Below are 21,946 nucleotides of genomic sequence, written 5' to 3'. Positions count from 1 at the left end.
ATTGAAAGGGCCAGGCTGATACGCACTCATGTTATGGAGGCGTATCAGCCTTACTGCGTTCAGGCGCAGGGGTGCCAAGGAAACGGTCGCCGCACTATTGACGCAAAATGGGTGCAGGTTTCAATGCCGCTTTCTCTCTGGCGCTGACAGAGTGTTTAGGATTGGCACCCAGCACGCTGTTATTGTCCATGAGTTGCACGGCGACGTTATGAGTTCTGCCCTGGAAAGCAACCTCATAAATCGGCCGCCCGGGCCTACCCGCAGTTTTACCTTGAATGCCCACGATGGTGCCTTGGACCAAAGCCGTCATTACCAAGTCGCGGATCGCGTTGTCCGTCTCAATCCCCATCTCATTGAATTCAGCACGGTGCCGCCCCGTTATGTGCTTGAAACCCTGCTCGCCATTGCCTCTTTCCAGGAAAATTATTTCTTGTCGGTTTGTCTCGCTTGGTCGTTGGCCAATGGCCAGAATTTGGTCCGGCGCGCCTTTTCTGTCAGTGGGCAGGCCTGACTGCAGCCTTTCATAAACCTGAACGTTGCTTGTCCGAGTGCCGTATTCCCGAGTGGGTGCAGCTGGCATTTTTTTTGGTTTCGGCGTGCGTTCTACCGTTTGAATGAGGTCTGCTTTAATCTCCCGCTCGAGGGCCTTCGCTGCCTTGCGTTTCTGGTTGCGTAAGCGGTTCTTTTCGGTCGAACTTTTTCCGTTTGTGGCCGTGACATCACCGGAATTCAGGTCTGCGGTAGGCGGACCGACGGCGCTGTCTCTGCTGGGACCTGGGCTCGGTGACGGCGGTGGAGAGACGTCATGCCGACCTTCGCTTGAATCCGCCGCCTGTGTCGCCTGTGTCGCCTCTGTCGCCTGGGGTTCCCGTGTACCGAAACCTAAGAAGTTAGCCACGCTTTTGAGCATCAAGCCCTGCTCGTCGCGCATTGTCATGGGGTTGTTGTTTACCATCGAGAACACGTTCAAACCATCTATCGTGCCAGCCGGGTCTGCGCTCAACCAACGGCCCAGCCAAGGCTGGTAATAGCGGTGGCCATAATAGTAAAGCCCGGTGGCATCGCGCTCTTTGCCTGAATAACGAATGAACTTGTAACGCCCCTGTACTTCGGAAGTCGCCGCCCATACCGCAGTGCCCCCATACGGATAGTAACTTTCCTGACTGATGACGGCGCCACTGCCGTCGATCTCCAGGCAACCGCTGCCAAATGGGTCGGCATAGCTGTAACGTAGTTGGTCGTCAGGCAACGCCGGCGGCTTGCCTGCAACCCAGTGCAAAGCGCGTACCTGTGCATGCCCTTCACTCTCCACGTTCACCACCTGCAGCATTTGGGTCGGCATGTCGTCCTGCAAGACGCTACGCAGCTCCAAGCCTGGCAGGTACTGCACACGTTGAGTGCGCAAGCTGCTTGCGGTCATGCGGGTGCTGACTTTGAGCTGGCGCTGGTTAGCGATGTCATAGCGATAGTGTTCGCTGTCGTCCGCCGCTACCTCGCGCGCCACCGGGGTAACGGTGTGTAGTGCACCGCAGGGGGTCCAGGTCAGCTGCTGGCCCGGCGATAAAGTAGTTTGCTGCCCACTGGCGTTGAACAAAGCTTCGACGGCAGCTGGATCGCGGGTAAGTGTGCTCTGCACAGCACGATTGCTGCGGTCGCTGACCGTGATGTCGATGGTGTAGCCATGGTTGCTGGCAGGCGCTTGGTGACGGATGCGGATCAGGTTGCCAGCCGAATCATAATTATACGTGCGGCTGTATCGGGTGTAGGTGACGTTGTCCAGGTTCGCCAGAACAGGCAGCTTGACGCCCTGCTGGCCGGCATTGGCCATCTCGCGGCCAGTGGCGCTGACCAATTGGTACAAGCTGTCATAAACGAAGGTACTGTGCGGTTCGACTTCCTGGTTACGCCAGAAGCGGGTTTGCGCGGCTTTGTCGCGCACACCGACGACGTTGCCGACACGATCGTAGGCATAGCGCAGGTCCTGCAGCAGTTTGACGCCAAGCGCATGGCCTGTTGGCCGCTCGGTGCGTAGCGTCGCCAGGCGCTGGGTGCGTGGGTGATAGTCATAGAGAGTGACCAGGCCATTGCCATGCACCTCACGCAATTTTTTTCCGGCGGCCGAATAGCTCAGGCCGTCGACGATAACCTGCTCGCGCCCACCCGCCAGGGTCAACCAACTACGGATGAGTTGGCCCGATACATCATAGGCCTGACGGCGCTGATGCCCGGCAGCATCGCGTAAGGTCAGCAATTGGCCGGTAGCATCCACCGTGCTGAGTGTCTGGTTGGCCTCAGCGAGTGGCTGAAGTTGAGCCTCCCATCGTTCGGGCTGTTCGCTGTCCCAATCGGTTCTGGCCTGCGGGTTGTCGGCCGCAGCCATCAAGCGTTGCGTGGTCGAAAGGGGTACGCCAGTCAAGCTGAAGCTCTGGGTGCTCTGCAATCCGGCTGTGTGATAGTGCAGGTACGCTTGGCCTGCCAGATTATGCGCTTTTTCCGCCGAACTGTTTCCGGCGTAGACCAGCCGTTCCAGCCGGCAAGGCGTTTGATCATTGACCTGCTCGCTATGGCCCAGCAGGCGTCCAGGCAAGTCGGCGTTTTCGTAGTGCCATAGACGGGTGATCGCGTCATTGCGATCGTAACCGGCATGCGCATCGAGCGCGATTCGGGTCACTGCCAAAAAGGGTCGCCCGGCACTGTCGCTGAGGTTGATCGACACGCCAGCATCGACACTGTGCGTGCACAGCTGTCTACCGGCCAGGTCGTTGAGGCAGGTGAAGTTGGCCCTACCGCCGTCATGCAGGCGCGGGTCGCTGCTCTGATTGATGAAGCCTCTGGCGTCATGACGCTGGCGCGTTATCCGAGTATGCGTTTGTGACGGCGTATCGGGGTGACGGTGATAGCGGATTACCCGAGTGACCAGGCCACGATTGTCCGTTACCGTGACAGTGGGTGTATTGCGATGGAGCGCGTTGTCGTTAGAAGCAGGCATCACGTGCCTCCTGTGCTTGACGTTGTGCAATGTGTTGGCTGATCTGACATGCGTCGGCTACGTTCGCCACGAACGATGCGGTCAGGCCATGTCGTTCTCGTCTTCTGCAACTGTGAACCAGGGGTAATACTGGGTTTGCCGCTGCCAACCTGACGCAGTCAACACGCGGTGAACACGCCCAAGGGCGTCGTACAGGTGGGTATCTGCGTAAATCCCGCTACGGGCGCTGTCATCGTCTACGTGGCGCCAATCATTGAGGTAGTAAGGCAACCATGTGCGAACCGGCTGACCTTTGTTGTCGTATTCGGTTTTCCCGGTGATAGCCCAACGCCGCTGGGCAGGCAGGATCAACGCTGCCCCCGTGGCATCACGCTCGAGACTGCCCTGGGCGTTTCGCACCAGGGCATCACCGGGCGTACTCAGCACGGAGGTTTGCAGCAGGCGACCAGCGCCGTCGCTGTACGTCACGCTGACGCGCAGCTGTTGCGCGGGGTCGCCGTCGTAACGATCGGTCTGTAGGCTGATGATATGGGGCGGTTCGCGTCCTTGGAGATAATCAACGGCAGGCAGGTTGTTGGCCTTGGCCAAGCGGCGCAGCGCAAGTTCGCCCATTGGGGGTGCCAGAGGGAGCCCTTGCTGGTCTGGCGCGCGTGGCATCCAGCTGTCGGTTACCACGCGATGCGCCGTGGCGACTGGAACGTCGCCACCTCTGAGAGCGAGGATGGCTTCCATCTTTGCCGGCAGCGTGAATGCATGGTCGCTGCGATAACCAGCCAGGCGGCCAAGTTCGGTACCGTGAAAACTGCTTTGTGTCACCTGCCCAAAGGCATCCAGACGTACCTGGTGAACATTGTCGTTGGCATCGGTCAACACCACGGGTGTCAGGAAACGCCAGTCATGTTGCAGCGTGGTTTCCAGGCCGGCTCCATCGGTCAACTTGCTCACCCTCACAGCGTGAGGACTCCACTCGATCTGAAGCGCGCCAACTTGCTCATGGCGCCGTAGCGTGGCAAGACGATTGAACAGGTGCGCCCCCTGATAACTCGCCAGCTCCTGGCGGCTTACGAGAACCTGTTGGTCATCATCTGCCAGGGTAACCCAGTGATAACCAGCGTTGGCCTGCCAATGCGCCAGCTCCTGGGGCGCGAGCCGAGCCTCCAGGGTGGTCAGCGTAGCGTGATCGAGCACGGCAACTTCCCGGTAAGCCACCAGCGCGTCGCGGGTCGGCTGCGGGGTGAGCCGGTTTTGCGCATCACACCACTGCATGCGCTCATAACCCGTCAGCGTGGCATCACCCAGTTCTTGCAGCGGGCTGCCCGGTGCCAGCAGAGTCTCGACAGAGAATCCGTGATCCGGCACCACATCGGCGGGCACCACCAGGATATCGCTGCGGGTCGCTTCGAGCAGACCGCAGCGGTGATCGTGGCCGTCTTCCATATGGTGTATCCGATGGCGCCACAGCTCCAGCCACAAGGTATCCTGTTGAGGGTCACGGGCGTCAGCCTCAAGCCCTTGGGGCAGAGTATCGGGATAGGGTGAGGGCCAGACGGCGGCCCGCCGCGGATAATGTACCTGCGCGCGCTGAAGTACATGGCCGTGCGTGTCCTGAGCCAGCACTACCGACTGGGTGATGACCGGATCTTCGGCGATGCGTTCGGTAGTGAAAACCAATGTCTCGATTGCCGTGACCAGGGCTGCCGGCCTTTGTGCATGCGCCGTCTCGTAGACACGTACCTGCCAGCGTTCGCGGACAATCTTGTAGGGCACATCGGCGCGTACGTCACCGTCCAGGCCGTAGGTTTCGCTGCGCACCTGAGCTCCTCTCAAGGCCCGAAACAACCACCGCCGGGCAGCACCCTCGGGTACATAGGGTACATCGCGATCGCCTTCAAGACGGGTGAAGCGCACGGGCTGCAAAGCGAAATCCAACTCTGCACTGCGTGGTCTGGCGAACCCCTGTGGGGCAAAGCTGTCGGGCTCCTCCAGCCCGCTGAGGAACCAGCGCCGCTCCTGCGCCGGGGGTGATCGCTCGGCGGCGGTACCCTGGGCGTCACTCAGTGTATCGGTCTGCAGCAGATGCATGAATCCGCGAAATTCGCGCTCCTCGGGGTCCCACACAGCGCCCCGGTATTGCAGGCCGCTGACCATGCACAGACCACTGATATCGTTTATCGAGGTCACTTGGGAAACGGTATGCACAGGAAAAGGCAAACGGCTGACCGCCACACGTCCCTGGCGCTCCAGCTCGAGCTTTTCATCCAGCCAGCATTGCGCTGAACTGCGGTAGTCGAACAGGGTGCGGCCACCGGTATTGGTACACACCTGCGCGAGCAACCACGGGCGTCGATCATTGAAGCGGTACACCCAGCTGCGCGGCATTGGATGTTGAACGCTCACGACCAGCTCTGCTGTACCCTGGCCGCGCAAATCGACCATCTGGACTTTGCAGGTCCTATCCAGCACCAGTCCTGCGGGGGGAGTTATGGAAGCGCTTTCGACAAAGGTATTGCCGTTCTGGCTGACAAAGACACGTATGCGGTCGTGTTCCATGTAGAGCAGATCGGTGGTGCCGCTGCCATCCGTATCGCCGAGGAGTACACTCGAAGCGTTGAACTGCTCCACGGCAAAACCCGGCATGCTTACGGGATGGGCAAAGCGCCCATAGCCGAGCATTGGCCAATAGGTGACACCGTCGGCGGTCACCTCGACCCATTGCTGCAAGCCCGTACCTGCCAAGTCGGCAAAAGCCACAAGCCGGTGCTCGCCGCCCGGCAGGGGCAGAGTGGAACGCGCATGGATGTCCTTTGCTGGCTCCCAGCCCACCCCCCGCACTCGGCACGACAGGCGCACGCTACGCGGCCCGATCATGACCAGATCCAGCAGCCCGCCACCGCTCGAATCAACCAGTTGCGCAGCAGCGTGGGCCAGCTCACTTGGCATTGCATCGGCCGCGATGAAATCACGCCAATCGCCATCTGTCGAACGCGTGAAGCTGCCACGTAGTCCAGGTAGATTGAGCAACCAGTGCGGCATGCCGTCTCCGTCCAGATCAGCCAACACGCCCGTACCTGGCAGGGGCGCATCCGGCAATGGCTGCGCCACCCCCCAGCTCACAGCCTCGCCACCTGCATCGCTGTTTCGCTGCGGCGCGCGATACCACCAGGCCCCCGTATCTTGGTAAAGCAGACCCGGCAACCCTTCGCCATGCAAATCGGCCAGTTGCCAATGCGGCGCACTGAAGCCATCAAGGTCGGGCAGTAGTTCCCAGCCTGGCCGCTCGCACCCAGGACGAATCGGTTCAAACTCCACCGGAGGCTGTAACTGTGCTGCGCCATCCGCTGCATAGCTGACCTGTCGCGCTGCCACCAGCACCGAGGCGACACCCGAAGGGTCATATTCGAGGTGCAGGCGGGAGACCAGTTCGGGACGTGGGTCCGCCTCACCCTCCATCATTCGCGTGCGATGCCAAAGCAGCACATCGTGACAGAGACGTCGAACACGACAGTCGAAACCCCAGCGCCAGTAAGAAAAGCAGTCCTGACGTACTGACCATGGCGCCCGCACCTCGAAAGCTGGCGCTGTGGTTATATGCCCACCACGCTCACCGTAATCCAGCTGCATCACCGTCATGAAATCGTCTGCGCGAAATGCCTTTTCGGGTATCAAGAGCCCCAAGCGCGGGATGGCGTTCATGGCATAGACGGCAATCAGGTAGTTGTTGGCCACGTGCGGATGCATGGCACGTTCATGCGCATCGCAACCGGCCTGATCTTCGCTCTGGTAGTGGTAGATGATGTGTTCACCTGTAGCGCTGACAGTCTCCTCGGCATACCAACATGCAACATGCGACGGAGCGCCTGGTTCGGCCAGGCGAGCGGCGGCCGACCAGCCAAACAGGGTAATGCCGCCATCATCATGGTACTGCAGCCAGAAGCCCGGCGATTCAAGGCTGGCGACTGCACGCCAATGCTCTATGCGTTCATCCCGACCGCCATTGCGTGGGACCCAGGCAGTCAGCACATGTGCGGCTGGCACATCGGAAAACGGCAAGCTGGCGACCTGTCGCGGGGTAGCGTTATCGAGCAGAAGTTCTTCTCCGTCGGGGCCCAGCCAACGGTCACTGCTGCTGTAGCGGGGGACCCCCAGGCGGTCCATGCGGCGGATCGCAGGTGGTGCACAGTGCCAACCGGCACCGAATGCACCGTTGCCCCCTGAGGATCGGTAGGTCAGGCTCAAGGATGGGGAAAGCTCCCGCCCGACCGGCAATGGCAATGGCAGCGTCCACCCCGCAGCGCCATCGGCGCTGCCCGTAGACAACATGCCACCGCCAGCAGACACCGTGCCGCCGCCCTTGGGCAATGTGGGTGGATTGAATACAGCATTACCGCCGGCACTCGCAGGCGCGGCAGACATATCGATCATGACATGACTCCTTCACGACCCCTACGCGCAAGCGCAAGGTCAAGAACTGGAAGATCAAGCCTCGCAGCGAAGGCACCTGGGTGCCTTCGCTGCGAGCACTCAACGAACGGTGAATTGCACGTGCAGGATGATGTCGCTCAGCCGCTCCAGCAGTGCCCGCTGCTCGCCATTGGCATTGATGAAAGTCAAGGTCATCAGCGTTTGGTCATCGTCATCGTTCGCCTTGGCAATGTGCAGCCCTTCGAATGGAAGCAACTGCGCTCCCTGACGCGCCAGCGGGTAGCCGTTGAGTTGACTGAACAAGCCATTGTCGTGAACAGCATGAGAGATATCGCTCTGTTCACAGCCGGCGGGCAGGCCCCGGGCATTGGTCCGCAAACGAGCATGCACATCCTGGTAGGGGCCCAGCAGCGCTGGCATCGTCACAGCAATGCTACGGATGCGCCGCGAGTCTGCGGTCTCGAAGCCTGCCGCCAGGTTCAAGGACTTCAGGGAGAAATCGATCGACAGCGTGCCGCTCGCCGCCAATGCCAATTTGGCGGATGGAAGCGTTTCGTCGACCTCCACCGTGCCCGCCTTCAGTGTCACCTTGATCGCATCGCTAAATTTGACGTTATTGCGCTGTTCGATGAGCTTATCTTTGATGTGCTCGTCCTTGGCGAGCTTCAACTCGAAGAGCTTGCCCTCGAAGAGCTTGGCCATCGAGACTGTGCGGGTAACCTCCAGTTCGCGTTTCTGCCACTTGACCCATGCCGTTTCCATCTGCCCCAGCGCCAGCATCAACCCTTCGCCACACAACAGTCCCGCCCAAGCGCTGTTCCAGGTGCCAGTACGCAGGTAGGTAGTGGAGTCGCCTTTCTCCCATTGCAAGGCCTTTTGCGCCATCAGGCAGCGCGATACCGTAAGGTCGTAGTAGGTGTAGAAAATACTTGCCAGACGCGCACGCACCCAACTGTACATGGCCTTGCCGGTAAATTTGCCCTGATACAGGGCGAGTTGAGCCTGCGCATGCGCGGCTTGGGTCTGCAAGTGCGCAACGTGCATCTGCGCTGAGGTTTCACGCACGGTCAACGCATCGAGTTGCGCGCGCACGGTTTCCATCTGCCTGTGCGCCGACTCGTAGTGGAACTTCCAGTCAGCACGTCGGCGTGCATAGGCTTCCTCTTGGCTAATTCTCGAAGCAGCGATGCCCAACCCCTTCGACGTCGTAGCAAAGCCGTAGGCCACCGCCTTCAAAGCTTCTTCCGGATTAGCGCCACCATTTGACGTGCCAAAGACCTTGGGAAACGCGGCAACGACGGCTGATGCGCCCATGAAGAATGGCTCAGCCGCAGCTGCTATTTCCGAAGCGGTTCTCAAATTCAGTGCCTTAGTTTCCCTCGCAGAGACGTTGTCTTCGTACAACTTCAGGTAATGATCATGACTGGCCGTCGCTGCCGCCAGCGAGCACTCCAGTGTCCTGCGTTCGGCAGCCAGCTCACTGAGTGTCTGCCTCAAAAGCAGCACGTTGTTGTCGGCAAGTTCCGCACCCTGGCTCACCAGCAGACCGGCCAAAGCCTCGGCATCCTGGCGCTCGAGAATACCTTGCATCGTGTTACCGAACTGTATGAGATGGGCGGCCATGTTGCGGGCCCCGTCGAGCAATACGTTAAAGCGCAGCGCTGGCACGTCGCTGATCACTGGCAGCTCGCGCTCACTACCAGCCTCTGCGGCCACTGCCGCCGCCAGCAGCGCTTTAGGGTCGGCGGGTGTCGAGTACAGCGCCAGGCTCAGTGGCTGGCCATCGATGGTCAGGTTATGACGCAAGTTGAACTGACGGATGCCCAGCCCTTCCCAGTAACCGAGCATTGTCCGATTGACCTCTGGCAAGAAATGACTGCCGCCGGAAGCTTCTGCCTGACCCAGGAAGGGTTCGACTTCATTGCTGGCGCTGGGGGTCCACGGCGCAGCACCCAGTAGCTTCAGGGCGCTCTGGTACCAGACCTTGGCTTCGCTGAGGGTGTCCCGTTGCAGCTTGCGGTAAGCCGCATCACCGCGGCCTATATAGATGTCCAGCAGGCGCATGAGAACATTCATCTTGTAGTGAAACGGGTTGTTCTGGGCCACGGCGTCCGGGTCAAGGGATTGCAACGGCTCGGTGTTCCAACTACTGCTTTCCTCTAGCGGACGCACGTTCCACACACCGGGCGCGGCACTGACAGACTGGACGTAGCCTACCGGGTTGTGGATGTACTTCAGCCAGTGTTCGGCGACGTCAAAACGTTCTTCCTGCATGAAGCGCTGCATCACCATCATCGGCGAAAAATAGAATAGTTCCCAAAAATACAACGCATTGGCGCCTGTGAAGTCCATAACTTCGGACGTGCTACTGCTTACGATCTCCACCTTATGCACATTATGCTTTGACAGCTTGACGCCATCGGTATGTACGTCGGAGTCTCGTAGGATTGACAGCGTCTCGCTATCCTTGCTAGTGAAGATGATGCTGCCGTTATTCTCCAACGTGTTATGAATCTTGCTGTATTGGGTTTCCAAGTGGAAGTTATGTGTCCCCCTATAGCCTTGGGTTCGGTCGAACACCACATTGGCCTGCACGTGCGCGGTATTACTTAGCTGATCCTGCCAAAGCAAAAGCTTGTTGGCTCCCAACCGCAACCAGACCTTGGCCCAGCGACCGTCACCATGACGATGCTTATCGTAGACTGGCAGGGTAAGACGTACCTGAACCCCTATTTCCGGCTCGGCTAGACGCTGGGTGTCATAGGTCAGAATGGCGCCGATGCCCCGTGCAGCTTTTTCCGTCAACTCCCGTGCGAACAGTGTATTGAGGCGAGTGACTTGTCCTCTGTGCGCCATGTATTGCGCGTCTTCACCGGAGGTACCGATAATGGCAGTTTTAAGTGTGTCGACATCCTTGTAAACCTTTAGGGTATAAGTGCGGGTGGCGCCAGCGACATCGAATTCGACTCGATGCAGGGCATAGTTTTTTCCACGGATCCACTCGCTTGTATCACCTACAGCGACATTTCCGATGAACTGTACCGTGCCTACACCTCTGTCCAAGGGATCGGTTGTAGTGGGCCTGAGGGAAATAGGTCTTGAGTTATTAGCGCGGTAAATGCGGCAATTTATGGCTGTGTAAGGTACGCTGTCCGCCACTACGTTTTGATAGTCTGAAATAGAGATTGAATCTTCCGGACGCCCTTTCTCGTAGTCGAGCAACGATACCAGCGAGGATGTGTCCAGGGTTTCGCGCTGCCTTCCGAAATTTACGTTGTATAACACCGGCGATGCATCGCCATTGGTTATCTTGTAGCGTCCCACGTATGCGTCTATTCCGCCCGACGCTTTTCCCCAGGCCGAACTCGATGCGCCAGGCGCCCCGTCCCACACTAAAGAGTGATCGTTCGCGTTTTTGAAATAATTTTTCATGCGCGAGGAGGTGATACATAGATAAGCCCAATAATCACTGCCTTCTTTGCACACTATAAAGGCCCCGTGCTCAGTACGTAGCAATGCGGGTACGGACTGGGTCTGCAAACGGAGTGTCGGGTAATCTCGAATCAATATCGCTGCCCACTTGTTTTCGATGGCTGGGCGCTTTGCGGATACTGATAATTCGGTACGCAGTTGCAGACGGTAAGTGGTGTCTCCGTTCTCTTCATGTTCCCTGGCCGTGGCGAACATGAGACGACCGTCAAATGTGTTGAAGCCGTTTGGAATGGGTTGGTCGGCAACCATTTCCAGGTGATGCTCTGTATGAGGCACCCCAGGCGCTTCGAAGATCGCGCAAACGCCTGTGTGGTGCGGAGTATCCAACCAGTGTCGAACATGCCGCAGCAACGGGTTGAAAATCTTCAACGGCTCGCTGCTGAGGTCTTCACGAATGTGCAAGCCCGAGGAAGGGATGATTTCCTGCGCGACAGCATCGCTGCGACGATACATGCCCACAAGCAACCCATTGCGCCCTGCCCTCGCGCAGAAGAACAGGGAGAGATCGTCCACCGTTCTATCAGGGGAGAGGTCGACAGCCAGCGGGTAGCTGATGGGCACACTCCAGTTGCCATCGAAGCGCCGCCACGCAAGTTTGAACGACAAGCGTTTTTCCGTTCTGCTTGGCGTACCTTCGGAATTGCGGCTTATCACCTGTTCTTCGTACTCGACCCAACCCAGATGCAGGCGACTACGGAACACCACTGGCCGTATCAAACGGCCGTGAACGTTCGGCGCCAACTCAATCTTCGTCCAAGCCGTCCAGGCATTGGCGGGTAGCACACCATTCGCTGCGCGCTTGGTTTCGTCCACAGTGCGCCACCAGTAATAATGAGGCTCGCCGCGGCTGCGGCCGACAAACCAGCATTTGCCCAGGTTGGCGTCGCGGCTATCGTGGTAGGCACTGAGGATCTCGAGGTTGGCGACCTCCTCGAACGCACTGAGGTAGCCGTGAAAGGCATCGCCCACCGTATCCTCGTTGATCTGAGCCTGCCCCAGCGCCTGCAGCATGTTGTCCATCGCCTGGGTCTGACCCAGGCGAATGGTCGGATCGATGTAGTTCTCCGGGTAGTACATCAACATCCGCCCTGCCGCCCAGGTGGCATAGGTGGTATTCCAACGCGCCCAGTCACGGAAGAACGGGCGACTCAGAACTGCATATCGCATCGCGCCAGAATCTTCCGGATCAGCAAGATTGCGGTGAATGAACTGCTGCAAGGCCACCGTCGCTTCGGCAATGCGACTGGTGGTCACGTGCTCGGAGTTCAGCACATCAATCAGCAGACGTTCATTCAAGGATTGCACTGTGTGGTTGAGCAGCTTGCCCATCATGCCGGTGAGCGCCAGGCTGAGCGGACGCTCGGTGGCGGCATGCACCTGCCTTACGTCAGATGGCGCAAGGCCGGCATTGAAGGCGTCTGCCAACCGGCGCCAGCTGTCCCAGTCAGCGGCAGGAGCCAGCAGTTCAGCAAGTGTATTCGGCGTCACATTGTAGACATTGGCCAGTGTCGCCCACTGCAGCAGCACTTGGATCTCTTGCCAACTGCCTACCTTATCCTCCTTAAGCAAGTGTCCTTTGACATACGCATGCTTGGCGGCCTGCCTCAGTGCCTCCTCGGTAAAACCTGAGGTCATCGCAAGCTGAGCGAACGAAAGGCCTTCGCCGAGCGTCCCTATCAAAGCACCGCCCGTGCCAGCGGGGTCGGGAACCGTCGAGAGCCACGTAGTAAAATCGCAAAGGTGGATGACGGTGCAAATATCCCGCGGCAAAACGGGGCTGGCATTTTCATCGGCGCTGGTCGACAACAGCTTTGGTTGTTTCACGAACAGTTGTAACGCATCGCCTGTCACGCCTGATGCATGAGCGATCAGAGCCATCTGTGCAAGACCGTAGGCGAAGGCTACGACGCCATCCCCATATGCCGCTGACCGGTCGGTCGCGCGGACATCGTCACAAGCCTGCAGGAGCGTCAAACCACCTGGCTGTGCCAGATCCGCCCAATTCAACAAGGCCTGCGCCAAGGTGTCACTACCGAGATTGAACGTCGAGGCTATCAACGGTGAGAGCAGACTGACCCAATTCTGCTCGGTGCTCTGTTCTGAAGGCTGGGCGCCACTCAAGGTGACTCGAATTTCATCAAGCAGGTTGTCGATTTCGGTACTGGCCGGTATGCCGTGGTGGTCACGGGTCATCAAAAGCAGTTCATGTACGCTCCAGTCGCGCGCCTTCATCCAGTCACTAGTGCTGCGCAGGCGTTTCAACCATTGCCGCCATTTACTGGCCTCTTCTCCTTGCATTGCGCGCCGTTCACCCATGATCTGCATCAGCATGCGCAACTCGCCGGGGGCCAAGCCGTGATACCGCGCCCACAGGCTCAAGGTATACAGTGCGGACAGGTCGGAAAGGTTTAGTTTGATACCGACAGATTTCAACGACTTCTCGGGGTCGTCAGATGTAGCCAGGCTGAAGATCCGACCCAGCTCATACAACCCCTCATCATCAGTACGATAGGCACGCTTGAGAGATACCTTGATCTGCTCATGCTGTTTGGCGTGGTCGGGATGAAGCAATATCCGAACATCGGTGAGCTTCAATCCCCCGCTGAGCAACGGTGGATCATTGAAAAGGCGCTCGAACTGGCTTTTCTCTGCGCCAAAGACCGCTTGGGAAATCTGTCCTTTAACCATGACCACCGCTTCCTGATGGTCCATACCGTAACGCCTGACACACTGAGCGGCCATGAAGATGATTGCCAGCGTCTCGTCGGTAATCCGACTGGGATCGACGCTTTGTATGAGGTGCTGCAAAGCCTGGTTTGAGAGCCCGGTGACCTTATGCAGGCGAATGATCTTATTGAGCTTCAGCAAATAGCCGCTGAGCGAAGCATGCGCGTAGGTCATCGTGAATTTTTGAGTAAGGCCTCCGCCTCCAACGTTTCTGGCCTTCTGCCAGTAAACCTCATACTCATGAGTTGCTGGTACATTCTCCCACTCAAAAGTATGGCGATACTCGGTATTAGGTACAAATTCCGAGAGACCGAAGGCACTTGGACGTATCACGACAGTCTGTGGCAAGCGGACGCGAAAATAGTCAACATTCCAAACTTTAAGATTGAACGCCAACTGCCAACGGTTACCTGCCAACGGATATAATCGGACATAATTAATATACTGGGTCGGGCCGCCGACGGTCACCTGGACGACTTTCTCGTCGACGCGTGTCGTGAGCCTGCTCTGTTGATACTCAGCAGTGTCCAACGTACCCATGAAAACTTGCAATTCTGCGTCCGACACATTGAACCAACTGCGCAAGTTCGATGGCTGCAGCATCGATTCTGGCGTCACGCCCGGAAAATACTGGGCGAATTTATCCTCCTCGTTGGTTTCATTGATCTCGTCTGTCAAAAGCGCACGAAGTGCCGGCGGGATATCGTAATGAAAGCACGCAAGCGCAGCGTCTTCCATGTGATAGGCAAACTGCGTCGCCGCCAGCAGGTGCGAAAAATCGGGATCGTTGCGAGCAAAAGCCAGACACAGTCGATTGTGATGAAAATGGTAGGGCGTGCCACCGGTACCCACGTCGGTAGAGAGTGTGTCGCGTACGCCATCGTTGTTGAGCTTTGTTCCGTTGGAAGCGTTAAGCGTCGCACGTACGCTGTTGAGCGTGATCTCATTCGACAGGCTCAAAGCGCTGAGCGGGGTATCAAGGTTCTCCTGACTCAACAGCAGTCGCTTCAAGTCTGGACGGCGCTGATCGATGTGCCATTGGCTGTTCTCTGGATACAACGTCTTCGCCTGACGGTAAAGCTCGACAACGTAGGCGGCAGGCGAAAACATCGAAGATACCTGGCCTGGAGCGCTGAAGCGTTGGTCGTCTTTGCGGTGCCAGTGCGCGGGAGATGCGAAGGTGCCCATTTCCGCAGGGGCCTCTGCTACGGGGCGCAGTGCAGCTGGCAGCAGTGGAGACGCTTGAATGATGGCGTCTTTCTTTGCAATCAATTGTTTGTTACAGGCCCCGCCTATTTCTTCGTGCAATTGCTCGACAACGTGTGCATCCAGCTCACTGTCCAGTTGCTCGTGCAGTTCGTCGATCGACAGCTCGCCGATTTGCAGCAAATACTCCTCGCCTTTACCAGCAAGCAAGGAATCGAGTTGTTCAGAATACTGCTCAGCCATGACAACACCTCGTAACAACCAAGAACTCATGCGGTGAGTTCAACCAAGGTAAGCAGCCATAAAAAATGACGCCCCCCGTTCGTTTGTAGCGAACCTCTGGGGGCATCATTGAAGGATTGGTAAATCGCGCCAACAGGGAAATACATACCCCTGAATAAGCCTGTGTAGGGTTAATCCAAACCCGGCATGTTATTCGTCAACGACAAGTAGGTACAAAACCGTAAAGCTCTGCATGATGATGGATATGAAGAGGCGGGTAGCGTAACGAAACTGTGGCAGCGCCCTGATAAAGGGGCTCCCACAGTCGCGAGATTCAGCGCAGGAGGGTCTGAATCTTCTGGTGCAACGTGTCCAGATCGAACGGCTTGGCCAGGATCGGCGCCTTGCGCGCAATAGGGCTTCCCGATTCGAGGATCTCTGCGGGATACCCGCTGATGAAAATCACCTTCAAATCTGGTCGCAATTTCACCGCCGGCTCGGCAATCTCCACCCCGGAAATGCCACCAGGCAAGCGAAAATCGGTAACCATCAAATCCAGGTGCGGCTTGCTCGCCAGGATCGCGAACGCCTGTTCCCCATCTTCGGCCACCAACACGTGGTAGCCCTCGCCTGCCAGGTAGTCACGCAGGATCATGCGAATCGCCGGTTCATCCTCGACCACCAAAACCACATCTTGTGCATCTTCACTCATGACAACAACGCCTTGAAATTCATACAGTTGGCCATCTGACCCCAGGCTCAGGCAGAGGTTGCCCGCTCCTGGTCGTTTTGTTCTGTCAACCGCGTCAGCGGTAATTGCAGGCTGAACGTAGCGCCCTTGCCTTCTTCGCTATCGACCTGGATCTGCCCGCCGTGGGCCTCGACGATCTGCTCCGAGATATACAGGCCCAAGCCCAATCCACCACTGGCCTGTTGCGTGGCCACGCGCTCGAACTGCTGGAAGATCCTTTTCTGGTTGGCGTTGCTGATGCCGATGCCGTGGTCTTCGACCTGCACCCAGGCCATGCCGCCCTGTTCGAATACGCGCACCGCAACGGGCTGGCGCTCGCCATAGCGCAAGGCATTGGACAACAGGTTGGCCACCACTTGTTCAATCCGGAATTCATCCCACTCACCTTGTAGAGCCTCACAACGCTGCAGGTCGATGTGGGTGTCCAGCGCCGTGGCCTGGGCCGTGAAGCTCTCCACCAGGCCCCGCACCAGCTGGCCCAGGTCGAACAGCTTTGGCCGCAACGACAACTTGCCGGTGCGGATACGCGAAACATCGAGCATGTCCTCGATCAACCGAATCAAGCTGTTGATCTGCCGTTCGTCGCGCTCGACCATGGCCTGCAACTTGTCAACGCTGAAGGCGTCGAGGTTGCCACGGGTCAGGTGCATCTTGCGCAGCTGGGTTTCCAGGATCAGGCCATTGAGCGGCGTGCGCACCTCGTGCGAGACGATCGACATGAAGTCATCGCGCATGCGCACCGCATGCTCCAGCTCGCCGCGCGCCACCTGGAGTTGGGTCAGCAACAGTTCCTGCTCCTGGCGGCTGCGCTCCAACGCCTGCAACTGGCGGTCGAGGACCTTGCGCTGGCGGTAAAGGTCGACGAACACCGAGACCTTGCTCTTCACCGCCAGGGTATCCAGGGGCTTGTGCAGGAAGTCCACCGCTCCGCTTTCGTAGCCTTTGAAGGCGTAGTTCATCTCGCGCCCGGCAGCGGTGACGAAGACGATGGGGATATTGCGGGTCTTTTCCGTGCCGCGCATCAGCTCCGCCAACTCGAAGCCGTTCATGCCCGGCATCTGCACGTCGAGGATGGCCAGGGCGAACTCGTGCTCCAGCAACAACGACAATGCAGCTTCGGCAGACTGGGCCTGGTGCACCTGGCGGTCTTCGCCCTGGATCAGGGCGTCGAGGGCCAGCAGGTTTTCCGGCAGGTCGTCGACGATCAGCAGTTTGGCGGGGGTATGGCTTAGCATGCGCTGGTTTCCAGGGTAGCGAGCAACTGCCCAATACCGCTCAGAGTAAGAATATGGTCGGGCTGGTGCAGGGCCAGAGCGGCCTCCGGCATCAGCGCCACCTGGGCGTCGCGGGGGTCCTGGACCACGGTCCGGCCGCCGCTGTTCTTGATGTAGGCAAGGCCTTTGGCGCCGTCTTCGTTGGCGCCGGTCAGCAGGATGCCGAGCAGGCTGTCAGCGTAGGCATCGGCCGCCGAGATGAACAGGAAATCGATCGCCGGGCGGGAGAAATGCACCGGTTCCTCCTGGCTCAAGGACAAGCTGAAATCGTGCTCGATCGACAAGTGATAGCCCGGCGTTGCCACGTAGATCTGCCCGCAAGCGATGGTTTCTTTGTCGCGGGCCTCTCGCACTGGCCGGAGCAGACGCCGCTGCAGCACTTCGGCGAGATGACTGTGGCGATCATCCGGCAGGTGCAGCACGCACAGTACCGGCGTGACGAACGCCGGCGGCAAACCGCCGAGCACCTGAAACAATGCTTGCACGCCGCCCGCCGAGGCACCGATCACCACCGCGCGAACGCCGTTCATGATTTACGGAAAATCCGTTCAGGTTTGACCAGTGGCTCGAAACAGTCGCTGTACGCCGAGAAATCCACCGATTCCTTGCTGCCCAGCACCAGGAAGCCGCGGTGGCACAACGACTCGTGGAACAGGCCGAAGGCCCTGTCTTGCAAGTCTTTGTTGAAGTAGATCAGCACATTGCGGCACGACACCAACTGGGTTTCGGAAAACACGCTGTCGGTGGCCAGGCTGTGGTCGGCGAACGTCACGTTGTCGCGCAAGCTGCTGTCCATGATGGCGTTGCCATAGGCGGCCGTGTAGTACTCGGTAAAATCGCGTCGACCACCGGCCAGGCGGTAGTTTTCTTCGTACTCGCGCATGCTCTGCATCGAGTAGATACCCTGCTTGGCTTTGTCCAGCGAGCGCGGATTGATGTCGGTGGCGTAGATGATGGTGCGGTCGAGCAGGCCTTCCTCGCGCAGCAGGATGGCCATCGAGTACACCTCCTCACCGGTGCTGCAACCGGCGATCCAGATCTTGATCGACGGCCAGGTGCGCAACAACGGCACCACCTCATTGCGCAGGGCAAGAAAGTGGCTCGGGTCGCGAAACATCTCGCTGACCGGGATGGTCAGGAACTGCAGCAACTGCATGAACATGCCCGGGTCGTGCAGCACCCGTTCCTGCAAGGCCGACACGGTCATGCAGTCGAACTGGCGCAGGGCATGGAGGATCCGGCGCTTGATCGAAGCGCCGGAATAATTGCGAAAATCGTAGCTGTACTTGAGGTAGATGGCCTCGATCAGCAGCCGAATCTCGATGTCGGTGTTGCGCTCGCTAGTCAAATTCGCTCCAGTTGCGGCAGCCACACGCGGATCAACGAGAACAGGCGGTCCAGGTCGATCGGTTTGGCCAGGTAATCATTGGCGCCAGCCTGCAGACAGCGCTGCTGGTCATCCTTCATCGCCTTGGCGGTCACGGCGATGATCGGCAGCTTGCGCCAGCGCGCTTGCTGGCGAATCAAGCGGGTGGCCTCGAAGCCATCCATCTCCGGCATCATCACATCCATCAGCACCAGGTCGATGTCGTCATGCTGCTCCAGGCGCTCGATGGCTTCACGCCCGTTGCGGCCGATCTCGACGATGGCGCCCTTGTGCTCCAGGGCACTGGTGAGGGCGAAGATATTACGCACATCGTCGTCCACCAGCAGAATCTTGCGGCCCTCGAACACCTTGTCGCGGCTGCGCGCCGTCTTGAGCATGCGCTGGCGCTCATGGGACAGCTGCGATTCGACTTTGTGCAGAAACAGCGTCACTTCGTCGAGCAGGCGTTCCGGCGAGCGGGCGCCCTTGATGATGATCGAGCGCGAATACTTGAGCAGGTCGGCTTCTTCTTCGCGGGTGAGGTTGCGCCCGGTGTAAACGATCACCGGCGGGAAAGAGCGGATATCTTCGGCGGTCATGCGCTTGAGCAGCTCGTTGCCGAGCATGTCGGGCAGCTTGAGGTCGATGATCATGCAGTCGTAGATGTTCTCGCGCAACAGCGCCAGCGCATCCTGGGCCATGGCCACGGCGGTGATCTCGACATCGTCGTCGCCGATCAGGCGGGCGATGCTCTCGCGCTGCAGGTCGTCATCTTCCACCAACAGGATGTGCTTGAGCTTCTGCGTCAGCTTGGCTTCCAGGCGACCGAACACTTCCTTGAGCTCTTCGCGGCTGGTCGGCTTGACCGCATAGCCCACTGCGCCCATGTGCATGGCCGCCTCGACGCGGTCCTCTACCGAAATGATATGCACCGGGATATGCCGGGTGGCGGCAAGCTCCTTCAGGCGCTGCAACACGGTGAGGCCGGAATGGTCGGGCAGGCGCATGTCCAGCAGAATCGCATCGGGGATGAACTGTGCCGCCAGCGCAAAGCCTTCATCGGCGCCCTGGGCCACCAGGCAGCTGTAGCCCAGCTCGTGGGCCAGGTCGAAGAGGATGCGGGCGAAGTTCGGCTCATCCTCGATCACCAGAATGCAACGGTTGTCGAACGGCGCCCGCTCACGGTCGTCGGTGAACGCCGGTGCCGGCAATTTCGGTGCCACGGCCGTGGCCATCTGGGGTGCTGGCGGCAGGCTGTCGACCGCCGGGCGCAGGGTCAGGGGCTCGACTTCATCGGCCTCGGCCTGGTAGCGCTGCGGAACGATCAGGCTGAACACACTGCCCTGCCCCGGGCTGCTGTCGACGCTGATCTGCCCGCCGAGCAAGTGCGCCAGATCGCGGGAAATCGACAGGCCAAGGCCGGTGCCGCCGTAGCGGCGGTTGCTGCTGCCGTCGACCTGGTGGAAGGCGCCGAAGATCGCCTGTTGCTGGTCGGCGGCGATGCCGATGCCCGAATCGCGGACGGCGAAGACGATTCCCGTGCCAGCCTGGTAGCTGATATCGAGGCTCACCTGGCCGTGATCGGTGAACTTGATGGCGTTGGACAGCAGGTTCTTGAGAATCTGCTCCAGGCGCTGGCGATCGGTGAACAGCGTGACCGGTACCTGAGGCTCGAGCTTGACCTCGAAGGCCAGCCCTTTGTGCTCGGCCAACGGCAGGAACATGCCGCGCAGGCCTTCGACCAGGCGCTCCAGCTGAGTGGTTTCAGGGCGCACTTCAAGTTTGCCGGCCTCGACCTTGGCGATGTCGAGGATATCATTGATCAGGTTCAGCAGGTCATTGCCGGCCGAGTAGATGGATTCGGCGAACTTCACCTGTTCGCCACTGAGGTTGCCCTCGCCGTTCTCGGCCAGCAGCTTGGCCAGGATCAGCGAGCTGTTGAGCGGCGTACGCAGCTCGTGGGACATGTTGGCGAGGAATTCGGACTTGTACTTGCTCGAACGCTGCAAGTCGTCGGCGCGGGCCTGCAACTCTTCCTGGGCCTGGCTCAGTTCGTCGTTCTTGCGGTCCAGAGCGTCGGTGCGCTCGGACAACTGCTCGTTGGTCTGCTCCAGCTCCGCCTGCTGGGTTTCCAGGTGGGCCTGAGACTCCTTGAGCACGCGCGATTGTTCTTCGAGCTCTTCGTTGGCGGTCTTGAGCTCTTCCTGCTGGACCTGCAGTTCTTCATTGAGCTGCTGGGTCTCGGCCAGCACTTCCTGCAGGCGCTGGCGGTAGCGGGCACTTTCGATGGACATGCCGAGGTTGCCGCCGACCCGCTCCATCAGCTCGTCGTCACGCTCCTGCAGCGGGCGCAGGAAGCCCAGTTCGATGACGCCGTTGATCTGGCCGTCGTCGCTGGCCGGCATCAACAGGGCGCTGCGCGGAAGGCCGCTGCCCAGGCCGGAGCTCAGGCGGTAGTAATCCTCGGGCAAGTCGTCCAGGCGCAGCAGCCGGCCCTCCCGCACCGCCTGTGCCAACAGGCCATCGTGGGCTGCCAGTACCTGCTCGCGCGCTTGCTCTTCGGCATCCAGACCGTAGCTGGCCACTCGCACCAGGCGCCCATGCCCATCGCGCACGTACAAGGCACCGACCACGCTGCCCAGATAGCCGGCGAAGAATCGCAGAATGTTGTCGCCCAGCATTGGCAGGGTCAGCTGGCCCAATACCTGCTCGGCCAGTTGCGTCTGGCCGTTGCGCAGCCAGGCCTGGTGTTCGAGGCGTTCGGCCGAGCGCTGCTGGGCCTTGAGGTTGTCGTCGTAACTGCCCGACAGGGCCAGCAGGTCACGGCGCCCCAGGTAGGCCAGCAGGGCGCTGAGGCCGACGATGAGCAGGACGAAGGCGGTGATTGCGGTGACGGTGACCGTGCTGACCTTCTCATTACGGGCCATGCGCAATTGCTGTTCAGTCGCGATCAACCCCTCGAACTCTTTGCGGATCTCGTCGGTGATGCGCTTGCCGCGGCCATTGCCGACCGAGGCGCGATAATCACCGCCGGTACGGCGCTGGGTAATCATCTCGTTGCCGAACTCGTTCCAGGCCTGCTGCAGGGCCATCAGCCGGTCGATGCGGTCGACCTGCTGCGGGTTGTCCTCGACCATGCCGCGCAAGCTGCTCAGGCTGCCTTGAATCTTGGGCTTGGCCACCTCGTAGGGGTCGAGGAAGCGCTCGTCACCGGTGATCAGGAACCCGCGCATGCCGGTTTCCATGTCGATCGAAAGCTTGACCGCTTCGTTGGCATTGCTGATCACCCGATCGGTGTGCTCGACCCATTGCATGGCCGACAGCAGGTAATTGATCACCGCGACAAAGGCCACGGCACCGAGCAAACCAACCCCCAGGGGCAGGCCAATATTGCGGCTCAACAGCTTGCGGAAGCTTTGCTGGTCCATCGAGGCTGCTTGAATCATGTGAAGACGCCCGAGCGAAAAAAGTCCATTGAACGGTGTGGCGGATAATGC

The 21,946-nt window shown here is 59.3% G+C and carries 8 protein-coding genes; all 8 read right to left on the bottom strand.

Annotation, left to right across the window (positions count from 1 at the left end):
* Positions 1–94: 94 nt before the first annotated feature.
* The 8 genes from ACIPZF_RS19610 to ACIPZF_RS19575 all read right to left on the bottom strand — a co-directional run bounded on the left by ACIPZF_RS19610 (position 95) and on the right by ACIPZF_RS19575 (position 21,895).
* Positions 95–2,989 (bottom strand): RHS repeat-associated core domain-containing protein, encoded by a 2,895-nt coding sequence (locus ACIPZF_RS19610; RefSeq protein ID WP_400802252.1) that lies wholly within the window; start codon positions 2,987–2,989, stop codon positions 95–97.
* An 81-nt stretch (positions 2,990–3,070) separates the two neighbouring features.
* Positions 3,071–7,411, bottom strand: coding sequence for a SpvB/TcaC N-terminal domain-containing protein (locus ACIPZF_RS19605; protein WP_400802250.1), 4,341 nt, complete (start codon positions 7,409–7,411; stop codon positions 3,071–3,073).
* A gap of 99 nt (positions 7,412–7,510) precedes the next feature.
* Positions 7,511–15,079 carry a neuraminidase-like domain-containing protein gene (locus ACIPZF_RS19600; RefSeq protein WP_400802248.1) on the bottom strand — a complete coding sequence of 2,523 codons (7,569 nt, stop codon included), beginning with the start codon at positions 15,077–15,079 and terminating at the stop codon, positions 7,511–7,513.
* Between the two features lie 313 nt (positions 15,080–15,392).
* A complete protein-coding gene (locus tag ACIPZF_RS19595) occupies positions 15,393–15,770 on the bottom strand; it encodes a response regulator (RefSeq protein WP_400802246.1) in 378 nt (125 codons plus the stop codon).
* Between the two features lie 47 nt (positions 15,771–15,817).
* Positions 15,818–17,044: an ATP-binding protein gene (locus ACIPZF_RS19590; RefSeq protein WP_400802245.1), complete on the bottom strand. Its 1,227-nt coding sequence runs from the start codon at positions 17,042–17,044 to the stop codon at positions 15,818–15,820.
* Positions 17,038–17,613 carry a chemotaxis protein CheB gene (locus ACIPZF_RS19585; RefSeq protein WP_400802243.1) on the bottom strand — a complete coding sequence of 192 codons (576 nt, stop codon included), beginning with the start codon at positions 17,611–17,613 and terminating at the stop codon, positions 17,038–17,040. Before ACIPZF_RS19585 ends, ACIPZF_RS19590 begins: the two co-directional genes overlap by 7 nt.
* The gene (locus ACIPZF_RS19580) at positions 17,610–18,431 is read right to left on the bottom strand and encodes a CheR family methyltransferase (protein WP_400802241.1); all 822 of its coding nucleotides are present in this window, start codon (positions 18,429–18,431) and stop codon (positions 17,610–17,612) included. The genes ACIPZF_RS19585 and ACIPZF_RS19580 overlap by 4 nt, the downstream gene beginning before the upstream one ends.
* Positions 18,428–21,895 (bottom strand): response regulator, encoded by a 3,468-nt coding sequence (locus ACIPZF_RS19575; protein WP_400802239.1) that lies wholly within the window; start codon positions 21,893–21,895, stop codon positions 18,428–18,430. The genes ACIPZF_RS19580 and ACIPZF_RS19575 overlap by 4 nt, the downstream gene beginning before the upstream one ends.
* Positions 21,896–21,946: the final 51 nt, after the last annotated feature.

It is taken from the genome of Pseudomonas sp. NPDC089752, from assembly GCF_044748725.1.
Lineage (GTDB): Bacteria > Pseudomonadota > Gammaproteobacteria > Pseudomonadales > Pseudomonadaceae > Aquipseudomonas.
This window is presented reverse-complemented; position numbering and strand designations above follow the sequence as displayed.

Coding starts and splice junctions, on each gene's coding strand:
- ACIPZF_RS19600 (WP_400802248.1), bottom strand. CDS start 15,079: ATGGCTGAGCAGTATTCTGAACAACTCGATTCCTTGCTTGCTGGTAAA.
- ACIPZF_RS19590 (WP_400802245.1), bottom strand. CDS start 17,044: ATGCTAAGCCATACCCCCGCCAAACTGCTGATCGTCGACGACCTGCCG.
- ACIPZF_RS19585 (WP_400802243.1), bottom strand. CDS start 17,613: ATGAACGGCGTTCGCGCGGTGGTGATCGGTGCCTCGGCGGGCGGCGTG.
- ACIPZF_RS19575 (WP_400802239.1), bottom strand. CDS start 21,895: ATGATTCAAGCAGCCTCGATGGACCAGCAAAGCTTCCGCAAGCTGTTG.
- ACIPZF_RS19595 (WP_400802246.1), bottom strand. CDS start 15,770: ATGAGTGAAGATGCACAAGATGTGGTTTTGGTGGTCGAGGATGAACCG.
- ACIPZF_RS19605 (WP_400802250.1), bottom strand. CDS start 7,411: ATGATCGATATGTCTGCCGCGCCTGCGAGTGCCGGCGGTAATGCTGTA.
- ACIPZF_RS19610 (WP_400802252.1), bottom strand. CDS start 2,989: ATGCCTGCTTCTAACGACAACGCGCTCCATCGCAATACACCCACTGTC.